15 protein-coding genes are annotated in these 16,693 nt (G+C 70.3%); 6 read left to right on the top strand and 9 right to left on the bottom strand.

Features of this window, described 5'->3' with window-relative positions:
* The first annotated feature begins 3 nt into the window (after positions 1–3).
* The 3 genes from QM634_RS01740 to QM634_RS01730 all read left to right on the top strand — a co-directional run bounded on the left by QM634_RS01740 (position 4) and on the right by QM634_RS01730 (position 4,688).
* Positions 4–3,006, top strand: coding sequence for a bifunctional [glutamine synthetase] adenylyltransferase/[glutamine synthetase]-adenylyl-L-tyrosine phosphorylase (locus QM634_RS01740; protein WP_415041054.1), 3,003 nt, complete (start codon positions 4–6; stop codon positions 3,004–3,006).
* A gap of 25 nt (positions 3,007–3,031) precedes the next feature.
* The gene (locus QM634_RS01735; protein WP_415041053.1) at positions 3,032–3,991 is read left to right on the top strand and encodes an endonuclease/exonuclease/phosphatase family protein; all 960 of its coding nucleotides are present in this window, start codon (positions 3,032–3,034) and stop codon (positions 3,989–3,991) included.
* 61 nt (positions 3,992–4,052) lie between these two features.
* Entirely contained in the window at positions 4,053–4,688 is a 636-nt protein-coding gene (locus QM634_RS01730; RefSeq protein ID WP_415041052.1) for a heme oxygenase (biliverdin-producing), read from the top strand.
* A gap of 3 nt (positions 4,689–4,691) precedes the next feature.
* Here the strand turns inward: QM634_RS01730 and QM634_RS01725 are convergent, their stop codons facing one another.
* Together QM634_RS01725 and QM634_RS01720 are read right to left on the bottom strand one after the other, a co-directional pair.
* Positions 4,692–5,273, bottom strand: a complete 582-nt coding sequence (locus tag QM634_RS01725) for an FKBP-type peptidyl-prolyl cis-trans isomerase (RefSeq protein ID WP_415041051.1) — start codon at positions 5,271–5,273, stop codon at positions 4,692–4,694.
* Positions 5,274–5,312: 39 nt separating this feature from the next.
* The gene (locus tag QM634_RS01720; RefSeq protein ID WP_415041050.1) at positions 5,313–6,056 is read right to left on the bottom strand and encodes a TetR/AcrR family transcriptional regulator; all 744 of its coding nucleotides are present in this window, start codon (positions 6,054–6,056) and stop codon (positions 5,313–5,315) included.
* Positions 6,057–6,156: 100 nt separating this feature from the next.
* On the opposite strand from QM634_RS01720, the gene QM634_RS01715 reads away from it, so the two are divergent.
* Complete coding sequence (locus QM634_RS01715; protein WP_415041049.1) at positions 6,157–7,668, top strand: MFS transporter; 1,512 nt, start codon at positions 6,157–6,159, stop codon at positions 7,666–7,668.
* Between the two features lie 116 nt (positions 7,669–7,784).
* On the opposite strand, the gene glnA is transcribed toward QM634_RS01715, so the two are convergent.
* Complete coding sequence (gene glnA / locus QM634_RS01710) at positions 7,785–9,218, bottom strand: type I glutamate--ammonia ligase (RefSeq protein WP_415041048.1); 1,434 nt, start codon at positions 9,216–9,218, stop codon at positions 7,785–7,787.
* 250 nt (positions 9,219–9,468) lie between these two features.
* On the opposite strand from glnA, the gene QM634_RS01705 reads away from it, so the two are divergent.
* Positions 9,469–9,987 carry an RDD family protein gene (locus tag QM634_RS01705; protein ID WP_415041047.1) on the top strand — a complete coding sequence of 173 codons (519 nt, stop codon included), beginning with the start codon at positions 9,469–9,471 and terminating at the stop codon, positions 9,985–9,987.
* On the opposite strand, the gene eccA is transcribed toward QM634_RS01705, so the two are convergent.
* The gene (eccA, locus tag QM634_RS01700) at positions 9,984–11,765 is read right to left on the bottom strand and encodes a type VII secretion AAA-ATPase EccA (protein ID WP_415041046.1); all 1,782 of its coding nucleotides are present in this window, start codon (positions 11,763–11,765) and stop codon (positions 9,984–9,986) included. The genes QM634_RS01705 and eccA overlap by 4 nt on opposite strands.
* Positions 11,766–11,823: 58 nt before the next feature.
* On the opposite strand from eccA, the gene QM634_RS01695 reads away from it, so the two are divergent.
* Positions 11,824–12,294: an ESX secretion-associated protein EspG gene (locus tag QM634_RS01695; protein ID WP_415041045.1), complete on the top strand. Its 471-nt coding sequence runs from the start codon at positions 11,824–11,826 to the stop codon at positions 12,292–12,294.
* Here the strand turns inward: QM634_RS01695 and QM634_RS01690 are convergent.
* From QM634_RS01690 to sucB, 5 genes are all read right to left on the bottom strand, one after another.
* Positions 12,270–13,019, bottom strand: coding sequence for a DUF4191 domain-containing protein (locus tag QM634_RS01690; RefSeq protein WP_415041044.1), 750 nt, complete (start codon positions 13,017–13,019; stop codon positions 12,270–12,272). The two genes, QM634_RS01695 and QM634_RS01690, sit on opposite strands and share 25 nt — an antisense overlap.
* A 3-nt stretch (positions 13,020–13,022) precedes the next feature.
* The gene (gene lipA, locus QM634_RS01685) at positions 13,023–14,066 is read right to left on the bottom strand and encodes a lipoyl synthase (RefSeq protein WP_415041130.1); all 1,044 of its coding nucleotides are present in this window, start codon (positions 14,064–14,066) and stop codon (positions 13,023–13,025) included.
* Positions 14,057–14,797 carry a lipoyl(octanoyl) transferase LipB gene (gene lipB / locus QM634_RS01680; protein ID WP_415041043.1) on the bottom strand — a complete coding sequence of 247 codons (741 nt, stop codon included), beginning with the start codon at positions 14,795–14,797 and terminating at the stop codon, positions 14,057–14,059. Before lipB ends, lipA begins: the two co-directional genes overlap by 10 nt.
* Before the next feature lie 4 nt (positions 14,798–14,801).
* Positions 14,802–15,680 carry a TIGR01777 family oxidoreductase gene (locus QM634_RS01675; RefSeq protein WP_415041042.1) on the bottom strand — a complete coding sequence of 293 codons (879 nt, stop codon included), beginning with the start codon at positions 15,678–15,680 and terminating at the stop codon, positions 14,802–14,804.
* Between the two features lie 6 nt (positions 15,681–15,686).
* A partial coding sequence (sucB, locus tag QM634_RS01670; RefSeq protein ID WP_415041041.1) for a 2-oxoglutarate dehydrogenase, E2 component, dihydrolipoamide succinyltransferase occupies positions 15,687–16,693 on the bottom strand: 1,007 nt, incomplete at its 5' end.

The following is a 16,693-nucleotide window of genomic DNA, read 5'->3' as shown; positions in this document are numbered from 1 at the left end:
CGCATGCGTCGCGGATCCGTTCCCAGCACCGGGCGGCTCGGGCTGCTCGACGAGTCGGCCGGGGCCAACCTGGCGCTGCTCGGCTGGAACACCGAGGGGCGCGCCGACGTCGCGTGGGCGCTGTCGCGGTCACCGGATGCCGACCTCGCGCTCAAGGCCCTGGTCCGGCTGCGCGAGGCCGTCGGCGACCAGTGGTCGGAGATCGACGGACTGATCGCCTCCGACACCGGCTTCCGCGGTCGACTGTTCGGCGTGCTGGGGGCGTCGGACGCGCTGGGGGACCACCTCGTCGCCGAACCCGACTCCTGGCGCCTGCTCGTCGAACCGGGGATGCCCGACGCGGTGGCGATGCGCACCGCGATGCTCAGCTCGGTCGACGCGCGGCCCGATCCGTCCGCGGGTCCCGACGACCTGGTGTTCCGGGCCGGGATCACCGGGCCCGAGGCGATCATCGAACTGCGCCGCGCCTATCGCGACCAGGTCCTGGTGATCGCCGCGCACGACGTGGCCGCGACCGTGCAGGACGAGCCGGTCCTGGCCATGCCCGAGGCCGGTGCGCTGCTCTCGGACCTGGCCGACGCCGCGTTGACGGCGGCGCTGTCCGTCGCGATCGCGCAGGTGTGCGGCGACGACCCGCTGGAGACCCGCCTGGCGGTCATCGCCATGGGCAAGTGCGGTGCCCGCGAGCTCAACTACGTCTCCGACGTCGACGTCATCTTCGTCGCCGAGCCGGCCGACTCTGCCTCGGCGCGCATTGCCGGGGAATTCATGCGGATCGGCTCGGCCGCCTTCTTCGAGGTCGACGCGGCGCTGCGACCCGAGGGCAAGGCCGGCGCGCTGACCCGGACGCTGGAGAGTCACGTCGCCTACTACCAGCGATGGGCCAAGACCTGGGAGTTCCAGGCGCTGCTCAAGGCGCGCGCGATGTGCGGCGACATGGCGCTGGCCCACGAGTACATCGACGCGGTCACCCCACTGGTGTGGACCGCCGCCGAGCGGGAGGACTTCGTCGTCGACGTGCAGGCCATGCGTCGGCGCGTGGAATCCCTCGTCCCCGCCGACCTGCGCGAACGGAACCTCAAGCTCGGCAGCGGCAGCCTGCGCGACGTCGAGTTCGCGGTCCAGCTGCTGCAGATGGTGCACGGCCGCGTCGACGAATCACTGCGCGTGCAGTCGACGGTCGACGCGCTGGCCGCGCTGACCGCCCGCGGGTACGTCGGCCGCAACGACGGTGCGAACCTGTCCGCGTCGTATCAGTTCATGCGCCTGCTCGAGCACCGCCTGCAGTTGCAGCGGATGGCGCGCACGCACGTGTTGCCCGAGCCGGACGACGCGGCCGCCATGCGCTGGCTCGCGCGGGCGGCGCACATCCGCCCGACCGGCGACCTGGACGCGGCGGGCGTGCTGCGCGTCGAACTGCGCGAGCAGCGCCAGCGGATCCGGCAGTTGCACGAGAAGTTGTTCTACCGCCCGCTGCTGGAGTCGGTGACCCGGTTCGAGGCCGACGAGCTGACCTTGTCGAGTGAATCGGCGGAGCGCCGGCTGGCCGCCCTCGGTTACGCACAGCCTGACCGCGCCCTCGGGCACATCAAGGCGCTGGCCTCGACCGCCGGCCGGCGCGGACAGATCCAGCTGCTGATCCTCCCGTCGCTGCTGGAATGGCTCAGCCGCACGCCGGACCCCGACGCGGGTTTGCTGAACTACCGGCGGCTGTGCGAGGAGCTCGTCGACGCCGAGTGGTTCCTGCGCCTGCTCCGCGACGACGGGGTGGTCGCGCAGCGCCTCATGCACGTCCTGGGCACCTCGGCCTATATCGCCGAACTGCTCATGCGGGCACCGGAGGTCATCAAGCTGTACACCGACGGCGCCGACGGACCCAAGCTCGTCGGGGTCGATCCGGCCGACGTCGCCAAGGGCCTGATCGCCTCGACCGTGCGCCGTTCCGACCTCAAGCAGGCCGTCGCCGTCGCACGTGGGCACCGGCGCGCCGAGCTGGCGCGGATCGCGTCGGCCGACGTGCTGGGCATGCTGGACGTGCCGCAGGTCTGTGCGGCGCTGTCGTCGGTGTGGGCGGCGGTGCTGGACGCGTCACTGCAGGTCGTGATCAAGGAGTCGCTCGCCCCGGGGGAGGAGGCACCGGCCCGCCTCGCGGTCATCGGCATGGGCCGCCTCGGCGGCGGCGAACTGGGCTACGGCTCGGACGCCGACGTGATGTTCGTGTGCGACCCGCTTCCCGGCGGTGCCGCCGATGACGAGACCGTCGCCCTCAAGTGGGCGCAGTCCGTCGCCGAGAACGTGCGCACCATGCTCGGCACCCCCAGCGCCGACCCGCCGCTCGAGGTCGACATCGACCTGCGGCCCGAGGGCCGCAACGGGCCGGTGGTCCGGACGCTGGCGTCCTATCGTGCGTACTACGACCAGTGGGCGCAGCCGTGGGAGATCCAGGCGCTGCTGCGAGCCCACCAGGTGGCCGGCGACCAGGAGTTGGGCATCGAGTTCCTCCACATGGCCGACAAGATCCGCTATCCGGCCGGTGGCGTCTCCCCGGAGGCGGTGCGCGAGATCCGCCGCATCAAGGCGCGCGTCGACGCCGAGCGGTTGCCGCGCGGCGCCGATCCGGCGCTGCACACCAAACTGGGCCGCGGCGGCCTCGCCGACATCGAGTGGACGGTCCAACTGGTCCAGCTGCGCCACGCCCACGACCATCCGTCCCTGCACAACACCTCGACGCTCGAATCGCTCGACGCGATCGCCGCCGACGGCCTGTTGCCGCAGGAGCAGGTCGACCTGCTGCGCGACGCCTGGCTCACCGCGACGAAGGCGCGCAACGCCCTCGTCCTGGTGCGCGGCAAGCCCGTCGACGAGCTGCCCGGACCGGGGTCGGCGCTGCGGGCCGTGGCCTTCGCCGCGGGGTGGCCGGCCGACGAGGCGGGGGAGTTCTTGGAGAACTACCTTCGGGTGACCCGACGCGCCAAGGCGGTCGTCACCGAGGTGTTCGGCGCCTGAGTCCGTCACCGATAGGGTGATCAGGATGATCGGCAAGGTGTTCCGCATCGGCGGACTGGTGGTCGGGCTACTGCTGCTCGTGGTGGGTGTGTTCGCGGTCGTGCTGCACTACCTCCCGTCGAGTTCCAATCTGACGATCTATCCGACGAGTGCGGTCCCGCTGGCCGTGTTGACCACGGCGGCGGCCGTCCTGGTGTTCGCCTGCCTGCGCCGGTGGATCCTGGTCGGTCTCGCGGCGATCGTGGTCGGGGCGCTCCTGTTCACCCAGCTGCCGCTGTGGCGGTCGGCCCCCGCCCCCGCGGCGAGCGCGCCGACGATCACGGTGCTGTCGTCGAACCTGACGATGGGCGGCGCCGACGTCGCCGAGCTCGCCCGGCTCGTCGCCGACGTCAAACCCGACGTTGTGAGCCTGCAGGAGGTCACCCCCGAGGCGCTGACCCGCGTGGAGAGTTCGTCGATCACCACCGCGTTGCCCAACGTGTACGCCGTGCCGGGACGCGGCGCGGTCGGCACGGTCCTGCTCAGTCGCGGGCCGCTGCGCGAGCAGGTCACGCTGCCGAACATGGTCCTGCACAACCTGGGCGCGGTCACCGACCTTCCGGGCGCCGCGGGCACCCATGTGCTCGCGGTCCACTCCGGCGCGCCGATCCCCGGGGCCGGGTACGGGGAGATCGCCGTGAAGGACCTGGGCGTCCTGCGCGGGCACGTGGCGGCCCTGCCCGCCGGGCGCATGATCGCCGTCGGCGACTTCAACGCCACCTGGGACCACAAGCACTACCGGGACCTGCTGACCGGCGGCATCGCCGACGCGACCGATCAGGCCGGGGCGGGCTGGCTGCCGACCTATCCGACCGATCGGGCCATCGGCCCCCTCGTCGGGATCGACCACGTCATCAGTCGGGGCTTCGTCGCGCGCGACGTCCGAACCTACCGTCTGCCCGGTGCCGACCACCGAGTCCTGGTGGCCACGCTCGCGCCGGTGTGACCGGCGGTGGTTTCCGCCACAACTTAGGGTTGCCTCAATGCGGGCGGGTAGTATTCGGGCCATGCCTGCCGCAGCGACCCGCCCTCCGCTCACCTCGGACGTGCTCCGCGAGGCGACCGCACGTGCGCACGAGAGCGCCGAGCGGTCGGCCTTCGTCACCGACCTGATGGACGGCAACCTCGGCGCACCGGCCTATGCCGCCCTGGTCGGCCAGCTGCTGTTCGTCTACCGTGCACTCGAATCAACCGGCCGCCGACTGTCCGGCGACCGTGTAGCCGACGCCGTCCTGGACGAGCGACTCGACCGGGAGTCCGCGTTGACCGCCGACCTGCGCGCCCTCGGCGTCGACCCGCAGCAGCTGCAGCCGTTGCCGGTGACCGCCGAGTACGTCGCGGCCATCGAGTCGTCGGTCGAGGACCCGGCGCGGTTCGTCGCCCACCATTACACGCGCTATCTGGGCGACCTGTCCGGCGGCCAGATCATCGCCAGCCGGATGCGCAACCTGTACGGGGTCCCCGACGAGGCGCTGACCTTCTACCGGTTCGACGGCATCGACAAGCTCAAGCGGTACAAGGACGAGTATCGGGCCCGGCTCGACGCACTCGAACTGGACGCCGCCGACGTGGACCGGCTGACCGCCGAGGCGGTTCGTGCCTTCGAGTTCAACCAGGGGTTGTTCGCCGCGCTGGAGCGCTGAGCGCTACTCGGGGGTCTCAGCCGCCTCGAGGCCCTTGATCTGCAGGACGAAGACCAGCGAATCGTCGGCCTGGATGTGCGCGTCGGGCTGTCCGCCCATCGGCCCGTAACCATCGGCCGGCGTCATCGCGACGGCCACCGTTGCACCGGGCTTCTGCCCGACGATGGCCTTCTGGAAGCCCGGCACCACGTTGGTGAGCGGGAAGGGCGTGGGTGCGCCGCGCTGGTAGGCGCTGTCGAAGACGCTGCCGTCTCGGCCGTTGACGCCCATGTAGCAGACCGACACGGTGTCCTCGAGCTTGATGGCCTCGCCCTTGCCCTCGGTGAGCGTCTGCACGGTCGTCTTGCCGACGGTGAACGGTGCCTGGACGGTGACCCCGGGCGAGTGCGCGGCGGTGGGGGCGACGATCTTGATCTGACCGGTCATGCCCGGCAACGTCCAGGCGACCTTGCCGTCGGTGGGGGCGGCCGCGCTCGGGCAGGTGGTCGCGTCGCCAGCCTTGTCCTCGTTCTTCGAGCCGCAGCCGGCCAACAGGAGGGCGGTGGCGGACAGGGCGGCGGTGGAGATCAGGGTGGCTTTGCGCATGCGCCCCAACCTAACAGAGCATGGGGAGGGCGGGGCGGATCAGCGGGCCCGGTCGATCCGCGCCGCGACGCCGTCGAGGATGAGGTCGAGGCCGAAGCGCAGCTCGTCGGCGAAGAAGTCCTCCCCGTCGTCGTCGAGGTACTCCGCGGCGACGGCCCGGCTCAGGTCGGGGTAGCGCTCGGCGTCCACGACCTCGGCGAGCACGATCCCGTAGTGGTCGGCGCTGGACGGCCGATCGGCGTCGAAGGCGCCCATCTCGGCCGACATCCGCACGTGGTTGCGGATGAAGCCGGAGATCAGCAGCAGGGTCGACATCCGCTCGCCGTCGGGCAGCCCGGTGCCGTCGAGGGCGGCGATGCCCCGGTCGGTCCAGAGCAGGGTCTTGGGGCCGGCCGGCGGCCGGAGCATCGGCAGCTCGGTGACCCACGGATGGGCGAGGAGTCGGTCGACGACGCCCATCGACCAGGCGGTGATCCGCTCCCGCCAGGCGTCCCGGCCGGCGAACAGGTCGGCCGGCGGCGCGCCGTACCCGTCGTCGACCATCAACTCGTAGACGTCCTCCTTGGACTCTACGTACCGGTAGAGCGACATCGGCGTCACGCCAAGGCGATCGGCGACGGCCTTCATCGAGACCGCGCCGAGGCCGTCGGCGTCGGCGATGGCGGCGGCGGCTCCTCCGATGTCGCCGATGGTCAGCTTCGGCTTGGGACCGCGGCGGGTGCCCTCGTCGATGCCCCACATGAGCTGCAGGTACCGGGGCAGCGCGCTGCGCGATGACGTCATGCCCCCATGCTAGCGGGTTACTGCTTGCGTTATACACAGAACAGTCCTAACATCAGTATCTGTCATAAACAGTATTGGTCGTAGATAGTTAGGAGTGGCGATGTCGTCACCACGTTCCCCCTGGGCCGGCATGGTCGCGCTGTGCCTGCCGATGCTGATCGTCTCGATGGACGTATCGGTCTTGTTCTTCGCGGCGCCGTTCATCGCCGAGGATCTGCACGCGACCGCCGAACAGCAGTTGTGGATCTTCGACGTCTACGGCTTCGTCCTCGCCGGGCTGCTGTTGACGATGGGCTCGTTGGCCGATCGGATCGGGCACCGTCGCCTGCTGATGATCGGCGCGGTCGCCTTCAGCGTCGCCTCCGTCGGCGCCGCCTTCGCGGTGTCACCGGCGATGCTCATCGGCGCGCGGGCCCTGCTGGCGGTCGGCGGTGCGACGCTGATGCCGTCGACGCTCGCGCTGGTGCGTCACCTGTTCGACGACCCGGCCCAGCGCGCCAAGGCGGTCGCCACCTGGAGTGCCGTGTTCACCGGGGGAGTCGCCGTCGGCCCGATCATCAGCGGTCTGCTGCTCGAGCACTTCTGGTGGGGCTCGGTGTTCCTGATCAACGTGCCGGTCATGGTGGCCCTGCTCCTCGTCGCGCCGATCCTGCTGCCCGGGGACACCGGCGACCCCGACCGGCGCGTCGACGTCGTGAGCGCCGTCCTCGCGCTGGGGACGATCCTGCCGGTCATCGAGGGCATCAAGAAGTTGGCCGCCGACGGGTGGTCGGTCTCGTGGCTGCTGCTGATCGCGGGCGGCGTCATCGTCGGTGGGCTCTTCGTTTGGCGACAGCGTCACCTGGCCCAGCCGCTGGTCGACATCTCCATGTTCGCCGACCGGCGGTTCGCGGTCTCGATCTGGATCAACGTCGTCGCCATGTTCGCGATCCTGGGCAACGCGATCATGATGACCCAATACCTGCAATCGGTGCTCGGCTACTCACCGCTGTCCGCGGCGCTGTGGAGCGTGCTGCCGTCGGTGTTCATCGCTGCGGCGGCTCCGGCCGCCGCAGCCGGATCGGTGCGCTTTGGCCGACCACCGGTCATCGTCATCGGTCTGCTGACCGCTGCGGCGGGCTTCGCGGTCATCGCGGCGCTCACCACCACGCACTCGCTGGCGGTCGTCCTCGTCGGCGCGACCGCGCTGGCGGGCGGGACGGTCGCGGTGTCGTCGGTGATCGCCGACTACATCGTCGGAGTCGCGCCGGCCGGCCGGGCAGGTGCGACGTCGAGCTTGCTCGAGACGTCGGGGGAGTTCGGCGGTGCCTTCGGCATCGCGATCCTCGGCAGTGTGCTCAACGCGGTGTACCGGATGTCCTTCCACGACGCCGACTTCGCCGGTACCGCGGCCGGCCGCAGCCTGGCCGGCGCGCTGGCCACCGCGCACGACGTGGTCGGTGATCGCGGCGACCAGTTGGTCGCACAGGCGCGCTCCGCGTTCGTCGACGGCCTGTCTGCCGCGGCGTGGGTCGGTGCGGCGGTGCTGGTCGCGACCGCGCTGCTCGCCGGCTGGGCGCTGTGGGGCCGTGCCGGTGCCCAGGTCCCGGTGCGGGACGAGGCCGTGGCCTGATCCGCAAGAATCCAACACGGCGCTACGGTTTCCAACACCGGATCGGGTTGGAGGTTGTAGCGCCGTGTTGGATTTGAGCGATCGAGATCAGCAATCCGGTCGCGCACCCTCGCGGGTCAGCAGTCGTAGTAGAGCTGGAACTCGTACGGGTGAGGACGGATCTGCGTCGGCAGGATCTCGTTCTCCCGCTTCAGGGCGATCCAGGTCTCGATGAGGTCCTCGGTGAACACGCCACCGGCGGTGAGGTACTCGTGGTCCTCCTCGAGGCGGTCGATCACGGCGGCGAGCGAGGTCGGCGCCTGCGGGATCGACTTGGCCTCTTCCGGCGGAAGCTCGTAGAGGTCCTTGTCGACCGGCTCGTGTGGCTCGATCTTGTTCTTGATGCCGTCCAAGCCGGCCATCATCATGGCCGCGAACGCCAGGTACGGGTTGCCCGAGCTGTCCGGGCAGCGGAACTCGAGGCGCTTGGCCTTCGGGTTGTTGCCGGTGATCGGGATACGCACGCAGGCGCTGCGGTTGCGCTGGCTGTAGACCAGGTTGATCGGGGCCTCGTAGCCGGGCACCAGGCGCTTGTACGAGTTGATCGTCGGGTTGGTGAAGGCCAACAGCGACGGCGCGTGGTGCAGGATGCCGCCGATGTAGTAGCGGGCCAGATCCGACAGGCCGGCGTAACCGGACTCGTCGTGGAACAGCGGCTTGCCGTCCTTCCACAGCGACTGGTGGGCGTGCATGCCCGAGCCGTTGTCGCCGAAGAGCGGCTTCGGCATGAAGGTGACCGACTTGCCGTTCTGCCAGCCGGTGTTCTTGATGATGTACTTGAACAGCTGGACGTCGTCGGCCGCGTGGAGCAGCGTGTTGAACTTGTAGTTGATCTCGGCCTGGCCGGCGGTGCCGACCTCGTGGTGGCCGCGCTCGAGCTCGAAGCCCGAGTTGATCAGGTTCGTCGACATCTCGTCGCGCAGGTCCACGTAGTGGTCGTACGGGGCGACGGGGAAGTAGCCACCCTTGGGGCGGACCTTGTAGCCGAGGTTCGGGGTGCCGTCGGGGTCGTTGGGCTGCGAGGCGTTCCACCAGCCGGACTCGGACTCCACCTTGTAGAAGGTGCCGTTCATCTCCGAGCCGTAGGACACCGAGTCGAAGATGTAGAACTCGGCCTCGGCGCCGAAGAAGCAGGTGTCGGCGATGCCGGTCGAGGTCAGGTAGTCCTCGGCCTTGCGGGCGACGTTGCGCGGGTCGCGGCTGTAGGCCTCACGCGTGAAGGGGTCGTGGACGAAGAAGCTCACGTTCATCGTCTTGGCCTTGCGGAACGGATCGATGCGCGCGGTCGCGGGGTCGGGCAGCAGCATCATGTCCGACTCGTCGATGGACTGGAAGCCGCGCACCGACGAACCGTCGAAGGCGAGGCCGTCCTCGAACACCGACTCGTCGAAGGCCGACGCCGGGATCGAGAAGTGCTGCATCACACCGGGCAGGTCGCAGAAGCGGATGTCGACGTACTCGACCTTTTCCTTCTTGATGCCCTCGAGAAGTTCTTCTTTGCTCTTATACACCGTCCGGTGACTCCTTCACTTGTGTGTAGCCGTGGGGGATCTGGTGGCTACTGCGCCAGGGGTCTGGCAGTGACGTTGACGTTATGGAGGGCAAGTTGCCCTCCGGTCAAAGTCATGTTTCTCCCGTGTTAACCAACGCACGGCGCTGTGCGGGTCGCGGAGAGGACCGTTAACCACTATGGCCTACGAGGGGTTCGGGGCAGTCGGGAACCCGCGAATGCGCCCTCGGCGGCGTCGCTAGGATGGCGGTATGGGACAAGAGCCGAACCGACGCGCGGCGGGGTCGTGGCTCTCCGGGCCGCGGGTGGACGACGTCGCCGCCAAGGACAACGAATACCCAGGTCAGGACCTGGGCCTGCCGTCGGCGGGCCCGGCCAGCCTGGCACCGGGATCGCGTCGAGTCGCCGCACTCTTCGTCGACTGGTTGATGGCCTACGCGGTCGCCTTCCTCTTCGTCGACGGTTCGGGGACCCTCGAGTCGCGTTTCAACGCCGCCTCGCTGCCCCAATTGGCCATCTGGTTCGTCGTCGGTGTGGGAACAGTCACACTCTTCGGCTTCACTCCCGGGCAGTTCGCCCTCGGCCTGCGGGTCATCCGGGTCGATTTGGGCGCCGACGCGAATGCGCAGATGCGCGCGGCCGTCGGGATCATCCGCGCGGTTGTGCGCCAACTGCTGATCGTCGTGATCGTGCCGGCGCTGATCAACGACAACAACGGTCGCGGACTGCACGACCGCGTCACCCAGACGGCGGTCGTGCGCAGCCGCTAGGCCGTCAGGCGCAGCATCGCGAGCACCTTGTCGAGTGCGGCCGCCACATCCTCGGCCTCGATGCGCATGAGCGCCTCCCGGTCGAGATCGGCCGGATCGACCGACCCGCCGCTGAGCCGGAACTCGCGCTCCTCCTCGGCCGTCTCCACGACGTTCCGGATGAAGCGGCCGTTGCCGGCGACATCGATGCCGCGCTGCGGTTGGCCGTGGCGATTCACGCCCAGTGCATCGCACAGCGGGGTGCAGCGCTCCCGCAGCAGGGCGATCGCGCCCGGGGCGAGCGTCGAGTCGCGCCCGGCGGCGATGGCCGCGCCGATCCGGGCGAGCTCGTCGGGGGAGTAGGACTCGAAGGCGATGCGCCGCGCGAAGCGCGAGGCCAATCCCTCGTTGGCGGCCAGGAAGCGGTCGATCTCGCCGTCGTAGCCCGCGATGATCACGACGAGCCGGTCGCGGTCGTTCTCCATCCGCGCCAGAAGGGTGTCCACCGCCTCCCGGCCGAAGACGTCGCCGCCGTGCAGGCCGTCTTCGATCAGCGTGTAGGCCTCGTCGATGAACAGGACGCCGTCGAGCGCGCGGTCGATCAGCGCGTCGGTCTTGATCGCGGTCGCACCGAGGTGCTCGCCGACGAAGTCGCGGCGCGAGGCCTCCACGACCCGGTCGGTGGCGAGCACGCCCAGTCCGTGGAAGAGCTTGGCGACGATGCGCGCGATCGTCGTCTTGCCCGTGCCGGGCGGGCCGGTGAAGACCAGGTGCTGGCTGCGCGATTCGGCGGCCAGCCCGTTAGCGGCGCGCACGCGGGCCAGTGATGCGGCGGCCCGCAGCCTGCTCACCTGCTCCTTGACGCCGGTCAGCCCGATCTGACGGTCGAGCTCGGCGACCGCTTCGGTGACGACCCGGTCATCGCCGGCCGTCGACGTTTCCTCGGGGACCGAGTCGGGATCCCACCGGTCGGTGCGCGCGGCGATCCGCTCGGCGGTGGTGACGACGAGCCGGTACCCGGGGTTGCGCAGGGCGGTCGCGGCGTCGGTGAAGTCGGGCGAGGCCGCGTAGACCTGTTCGAACAGCGCTTTGGCCTCGTCCGCCCGACCGAGCTCGCGCAGGCACATCCCGCGGGTGAAGCGGGCGGCCAAGGCCGCGCCGGGCACCGGTCCGGCGTCGGCCGCTTCCAGGCGCCGCAGCGCCTCGTCGAACATGCCCAGCTGCGCGCACGCGGTACCGGCCATCAGTGCGGCGACCGCGCGCAGGTTCTCGTCGTCGGCCGTGCGGGTCTGGTCGACGACCGCGAGGACGTCGGGCCAGCGCGCGGTGCGGAAGCCGAGCAATGCCCGTACGAACGCGGTGGCCGGGCGGTCCCGGGCGGACTCGAGCGCCTCCTGGGCGCCGTCATAGTCACCGGCGGTGATGGCCGCACAGGCATAGGCCAGGGCGGCCTCGGTGGCGTCGGACAGCGGATAGTCCAGGTACAGCCCGGTGGTGAACCGGGCGTGCAGCGAACCCGGCGGCAGTCCGAAGCGCTGCTGCTCCTCGCCGATCGTCGACCGGGTGCGGTAGCACCCCAGCACGGTCGCCCGGGCGTCGTCGCCGGCCGCGATCCGTCCGAGCCAGGCGTCGCCCATCTCGGGGGCCAGCTGGGTTGCGCGGCGAAACGCCCGCAGCGCATAGTCGCGGTCCACCGGTATGTGATGGCCGTCGAAACTGAATCCGAGGGCCTCCAGGCCCGCGGCGAACAGCGTTCGCGCCGTGGCGACCGCCGATTGGATGCACACGTCCCCCGACATGCAGTCCTCCCCCCGAAGTGACTGCGGCCCACCCTACTCAGTCGGTACCGTCGCCGACGTGGATTCGGTGGTGTTCTGCGCGCACATCGTGGCGCCGGGGGAGCAGATGCGACGGATCGAGTCGGACGATCCCGCGGCGCTGGTGGACGCGCTGCCGCTGACCGGTCCGGTCCGATGCGGGTCGGTGCGGGTTCGTGCCGGCGATCTGTTGCCCAGATTGGACGGCGCGCACGACGCGGCCGACGTGGTGACCGCACTGCACAACGCCGGTGCCGGCGGCACCGATGCGGCGACGTTGGCCGGTGTGCTCGGCGGGGCGTCGGCGTGCGCGGAGATCGTCGCCCAGGACGAGGCGGGACGCGTGTTGCCGGGTGCGGTGGCGGTCTTCTGCTCGACGCGGGGTGACGCGGTGACGATTCCGTCCACCGCCGCCGACGGCGCCACCTGGTTCACCGTCGCACCGGCGACGGCCCGGCGGATCGTGCAGGGGTGTGCGGACCTGGCTCAGCGGCGGCGTGCGGTGCGCTGAATGTTGCGCACCTTGGCGCCCTGCGGCAGCGGGCCCTTGGGCAGGGCGGCGCCGCCCTTGCGGTTGCCGAGCGCGGCCAGACGCGCCTCGAGTGCGTCGACCTGCTTGTTGGTGATGTTCTTCGGCAGCTTGTTCAGGTGCTTCTCGAGCTTGCTCAGCTCGACCTGGCCGTCGTCGTTGCCGACCTGGATGACGTAGATCGGGGTGTCGCCGACGACGCGCGCGATCTTCTTCTTCTCCTGGTTGAGTAGGCCCTTGACCCGGTTCGGGTTGCCCTCGCCGACCAGCATGACGCCCGGCTTGCCGATGACGCGGTGCACGGCGTCCAGGTGGGTCGTGCCGACGACCGCCTGCTCGATGCGCCAGGTGCCGCGCATGTTGGTCAGCGCCCAACCGGCAGCGCCGGGTTGGCCGTCGGCCTTGGTGTAGACGCTCTTCTGCACGCGCCGCCCGAACAGGATGAACGCCAGGAGCAGGCCGAGCATGATCCCGATCGGGATCATGAGGTACGGCTGGCCGATCAGGAAGCCGATGCCCACCGCGACGGCCACGGCGAGTAGGAAGACGCCCACCATGTACGGGATGAGGCGGTTGTCCTCTTTGCGCTGCATCTGGAACGCCTGCCAGAGCTGCTGGCGACGTTCCTTGGAGGCCTGCTTGCGCGCCTTCTTCGCAGCGGCCTTCGCCTCTTTGTCCACAGGTTGCTTGCCCGACGTCTTGGCCATGACCTACACCTTACTGTCGAGCCGGGCGAGCAGGCTCGATGCCTCCTGGTGGGCCGAGGACTCCTCCGCCAGGTGGGCCATCGCCGGCGCCAGCGGCCGACCGTGGCGGGCCATCGCCTGGGCGTAGAGCCGACCGGCGCGGTAGGAGGAACGCACCAACGGCCCGGCCATGACGCCGGCGAGCCCGAGGCCGGTAGCGAAGTCGGAGAGCTCGACGAATTCTTCGGGCTTGACCCACCGCTCCACCGGGTGGTGGCGCGGCGAGGGTCGCAGGTACTGGGTGATGGTCACGATGTCGCAGCCCGCCTCATGCAGGTCGACCAGCGCGGAGCGGACCTCCTCGGTCGTCTCGCCCATGCCGAGGATCAGGTTCGACTTGGTGACGAGCCCGAAGTCGCGGGCCTGGGTCAGCACGTCCAGGGAGCGCTCGTAGCGGAACGCCGGTCGGATCCGCTTGAAGATGCGCGGCACCGTCTCGAGGTTGTGCGCGAGGACCTCGGGGCGCGATTCGAAGACCTGGGCCAGCAGGTCCGGCTTCGCGTGGAAGTCGGGGATGAGGTTCTCCACGCCGGTGCCCGGGTTGAGCTCGTGGATCTTGCGCACCGTCTCGGCGTACAGCCAGGCGCCCTCATCGGGCAGGTCGTCGCGGGCGACTCCGGTGATCGTCGAGTAGCGCAGTCCCATCGCGGCGACGCTCTCGGCGACGCGCCGCGGCTCGTCGCGGTCGAGTTCGGCGGGCTTGCCGGTGTCGATCTGGCAGAAGTCGCAGCGCCGGGTGCACTGCTCGCCGCCGATCAGGAACGTCGCCTCCCGATCCTCCCAGCACTCGTAGATGTTGGGGCACCCGGCCTCCTCGCACACCGTGTGCAGGCCTTCGCGCTTGACCAGGCCCTTGAGGTCGGTGAACTCCGGGCCCATCGTGGCGCGGGTCTTGATCCACTTGGGTTTGCGCTCGATCGGCGTCTGCGCGTTGCGCACCTCCAGCCGTAGCAGTTTGCGGCCGTCGGGGGCCTGGTTTCCGGAGGAGGCGGGGCTGGTCACAGTGATCCTTGGGCAGCGTGGTGGGCGGTGATGGGCCGGGGCGAGCCCAGCGGGGTGTCGAGCCAATGGGCGACGGCGTCGGCGACGTCCTCGGTGACGTCGTCGACGCTGACCGGGCGACCGGTCTCGCGGGCCAGCGACGTCACGCCGGCGTCGGCGATGCCACACGGCACGATGGCGTCGAAGGCACTCAGGTCGGGGTCGACGTTCAGTGCGAAGCCGTGCAGGGCGACGCCCTTGGCGACGCGGATGCCGATCTGGGCGATCTTGCGCTGACCGCCGGGAGCGGAGCGAGCGGGGTCGGTCGACCCGGGACCGCCGTCGAGCCAGACGCCGGAGCGGCCGTCGACGCGGCCGGTCACGACGCCGAGTCCGGCACAGACGCCGATCAGGGCTTCTTCGATGCGACGCACGTATTCGACGACGTCGAGCGGCTCGGCGAGCGCGACGATGGGGTAGCCGACGAGTTGGCCGGGGCCGTGCCAGGTGATCCGGCCGCCGCGGTCGACGGTGATCACCTCCGAGCCGTCGGTGGGCAGGTCGGTGACCTCGGTGCGTTTGCCGGCGGTGTAGGTCGACGGGTGCTCCAGCAGGAGCAGGACGTCGTGGTCGAGCTCGCCGGTCGCGCGCGCTTCGGCCAGTTCGTGTTGCCGGTCGTAGGCGGTGCGATAGTCGACGGTGCCGAGCCGGCGCACCTCCAGGGGGGCGGCGTCGCGGCGCAGGGATGCGGTCGTCACGTCCTCACCTCGTCCACGTCAGGGCGTCGAGGAGGGTGGCGTCGGTGAATTCGAACCCGGAATCGGTCAGCACCTTGGGTACAACGCGCGCGGACCCCAAAATCATTTCCCGGGCCATGTCGCCGCCCACCAATCGCAGGGCTGCCGCCGGCACGGCCAGACGAGTGGGCCGGTGCAGGACGGTGCCGTAGGTGGAGACGAACTCGCCAAAGCGCACCGGGATGGGTGCGGTGAGGTTCACCGGACCGCTGATGTCGTGGTCGAGGAGGTACTCGATCGCGGCGACCTCGTCGCGCAGGGAGATCCACGGGAGGAACTGGCGCCCGTTGCCGAGGCGCCCGCCCAGTCCGGCCTTCACCAACGGTCGGAGCTTGGCGAGGAAGCCGCCCTTGGGGGAGAGCACCGGGCCGGTCCGCAGCAGTGCGACGCGGGCCTGTGCGGCGGCCGGCTGCGCCGCGGCCTCCCAGTCGACGGCGAGATCGGCGAGGAATCCGGCGCCGGGGCCGTCGCCCTCTGTCGTCTCCCGGTCGCCGGTGTCGCCGTAGAAGCCGGTCGCGCTGGCGGACAGGAAGACGCCGACGTCCGAGTCGGCGATCGCATCGGCGAGCACCTGCGTCGGGGTGATCCGCGAGTCCCGCAACTCCTGGCGGAAGTGGCCGCTCCAGCGCCGGTCGCCGACTCCGACGCCACCGAGGGAGACGACCGCGTCAACGCCCTCGAGCGCTTCGTCGGGCACGCCGAAACCCTCCGGGTCCCAGCTGAACTCATCGGGTTGGCGCGCCTCGCGGCGGACCAACCGGGCGACGTCGGCGCCGTTGCCGCGCAGGGAACCCACCAGGGCTGATCCGATCAGCCCCGATGCGCCGGCGACGAGGACGCGCATCGGCGGTTAAAGCCCGAGGTCGGCGGCGAACTCCCCGGCCTCCAGGCGCTTGCGGACGGTCGTGACGAAGCGGCCGGCGTCGGCACCGTCGATGAGCCGGTGGTCGTAGGTCAGCGGCAGGTAGGCCATCGACCGGACCGCCAGCGACTCGGTGCCGTCGTCGTCGCTCAGGACGACGGGGCGCTTGACGATCGCGCCGGTGCCCAGCATCGCCGCCTGCGGCGGGACCAGGATCGGCGTGTCGAACAGGGCGCCCTGGCTGCCGATGTTCGTGATGGTGAAGGTGCCGCCGGCCAGCTCGTCGGGCTTGAGGCCGCCCGAGCGGGCGCGGGCCGCGATGTCGGCGATCGCGCGGGCCAGACCGGCCAGCGAGAGGTCGTCGGCGTTGTGGATCACCGGGGAGAGCAGGCCCTGCTCGGTGTCGACGGCGATGCCCAGGTGGACTGCGCCGTGGTAGGTGATCTCCTTGGTCTGGTCGTTGTAGCTGGCGTTGATGTTCGGGTGGACCTTCAACGCCTCGACGACGGCCTTCGCGAAGAACGGCAGGTACGTCAGGTTCGTACCCTCCTTCTCCTTGAACGACGCCTTCGCGTCGGCCCGCAGCGCGGCGACCTTGGTCATGTCGACCTCGTGGACCTGGGTCAGCTGGGCGCTGGTCTGCAGCGACTCGAGCGTCTTGGCGGCGGTGATCTCGCGGATCCGGTTCACCTTGGCGGTGGTGCCGCGCAGTGCGGCCAGTTCCGGCCGGATCTCCGGTGCGGCAGCGGCTGCGGGAGCGGCGGCGGCCGGTGCGGCGGTTCCGCCCCCCGACACCGCGGCGAGGACGTCCTGCTTGCGGATGCGTCCACCGACGCCGGTGCCGGTGATCGTGGACAGGTCGACGTTGTTCTCGGCGGCCAGCTTGCGGACCAGCGGGGTCACATACGGGCCAGAGTTGCCGGACTCCTCGGTGGCCGGGGCCTCGGTCGCCGGCGCGGCCGGCGTCGCGGGCGCGGCCGGGGCGGGTGCGGCGG

The sequence above is a fragment of the Gordonia sp. (in: high G+C Gram-positive bacteria) genome, assembly GCF_047606305.1.
Taxonomy (GTDB): domain Bacteria; phylum Actinomycetota; class Actinomycetes; order Mycobacteriales; family Mycobacteriaceae; genus Gordonia.
The sequence above is the reverse complement of the archived record's forward strand: the minus strand, read 5'-3'. Positions and strand labels throughout refer to the sequence as shown.

Excerpts from the sequence above, each read along its gene's own strand:
- QM634_RS01705 (WP_415041047.1), top strand. The coding sequence starts at position 9,469 with ATGGGACAAGAGCCGAACCGACGCGCGGCGGGGTCGTGGCTCTCCGGG.
- QM634_RS01675 (WP_415041042.1), bottom strand. The coding sequence starts at position 15,680 with ATGCGCGTCCTCGTCGCCGGCGCATCGGGGCTGATCGGATCAGCCCTG.
- eccA (WP_415041046.1), bottom strand. The coding sequence starts at position 11,765 with ATGTCGGGGGACGTGTGCATCCAATCGGCGGTCGCCACGGCGCGAACG.
- QM634_RS01720 (WP_415041050.1), bottom strand. The coding sequence starts at position 6,056 with ATGACGTCATCGCGCAGCGCGCTGCCCCGGTACCTGCAGCTCATGTGG.
- QM634_RS01690 (WP_415041044.1), bottom strand. The coding sequence starts at position 13,019 with ATGGCCAAGACGTCGGGCAAGCAACCTGTGGACAAAGAGGCGAAGGCC.
- QM634_RS01730 (WP_415041052.1), top strand. The coding sequence starts at position 4,053 with ATGCCTGCCGCAGCGACCCGCCCTCCGCTCACCTCGGACGTGCTCCGC.
- QM634_RS01735 (WP_415041053.1), top strand. The coding sequence starts at position 3,032 with ATGATCGGCAAGGTGTTCCGCATCGGCGGACTGGTGGTCGGGCTACTG.
- QM634_RS01740 (WP_415041054.1), top strand. The coding sequence starts at position 4 with ATGCGTCGCGGATCCGTTCCCAGCACCGGGCGGCTCGGGCTGCTCGAC.
- QM634_RS01725 (WP_415041051.1), bottom strand. The coding sequence starts at position 5,273 with ATGCGCAAAGCCACCCTGATCTCCACCGCCGCCCTGTCCGCCACCGCC.
- QM634_RS01715 (WP_415041049.1), top strand. The coding sequence starts at position 6,157 with ATGTCGTCACCACGTTCCCCCTGGGCCGGCATGGTCGCGCTGTGCCTG.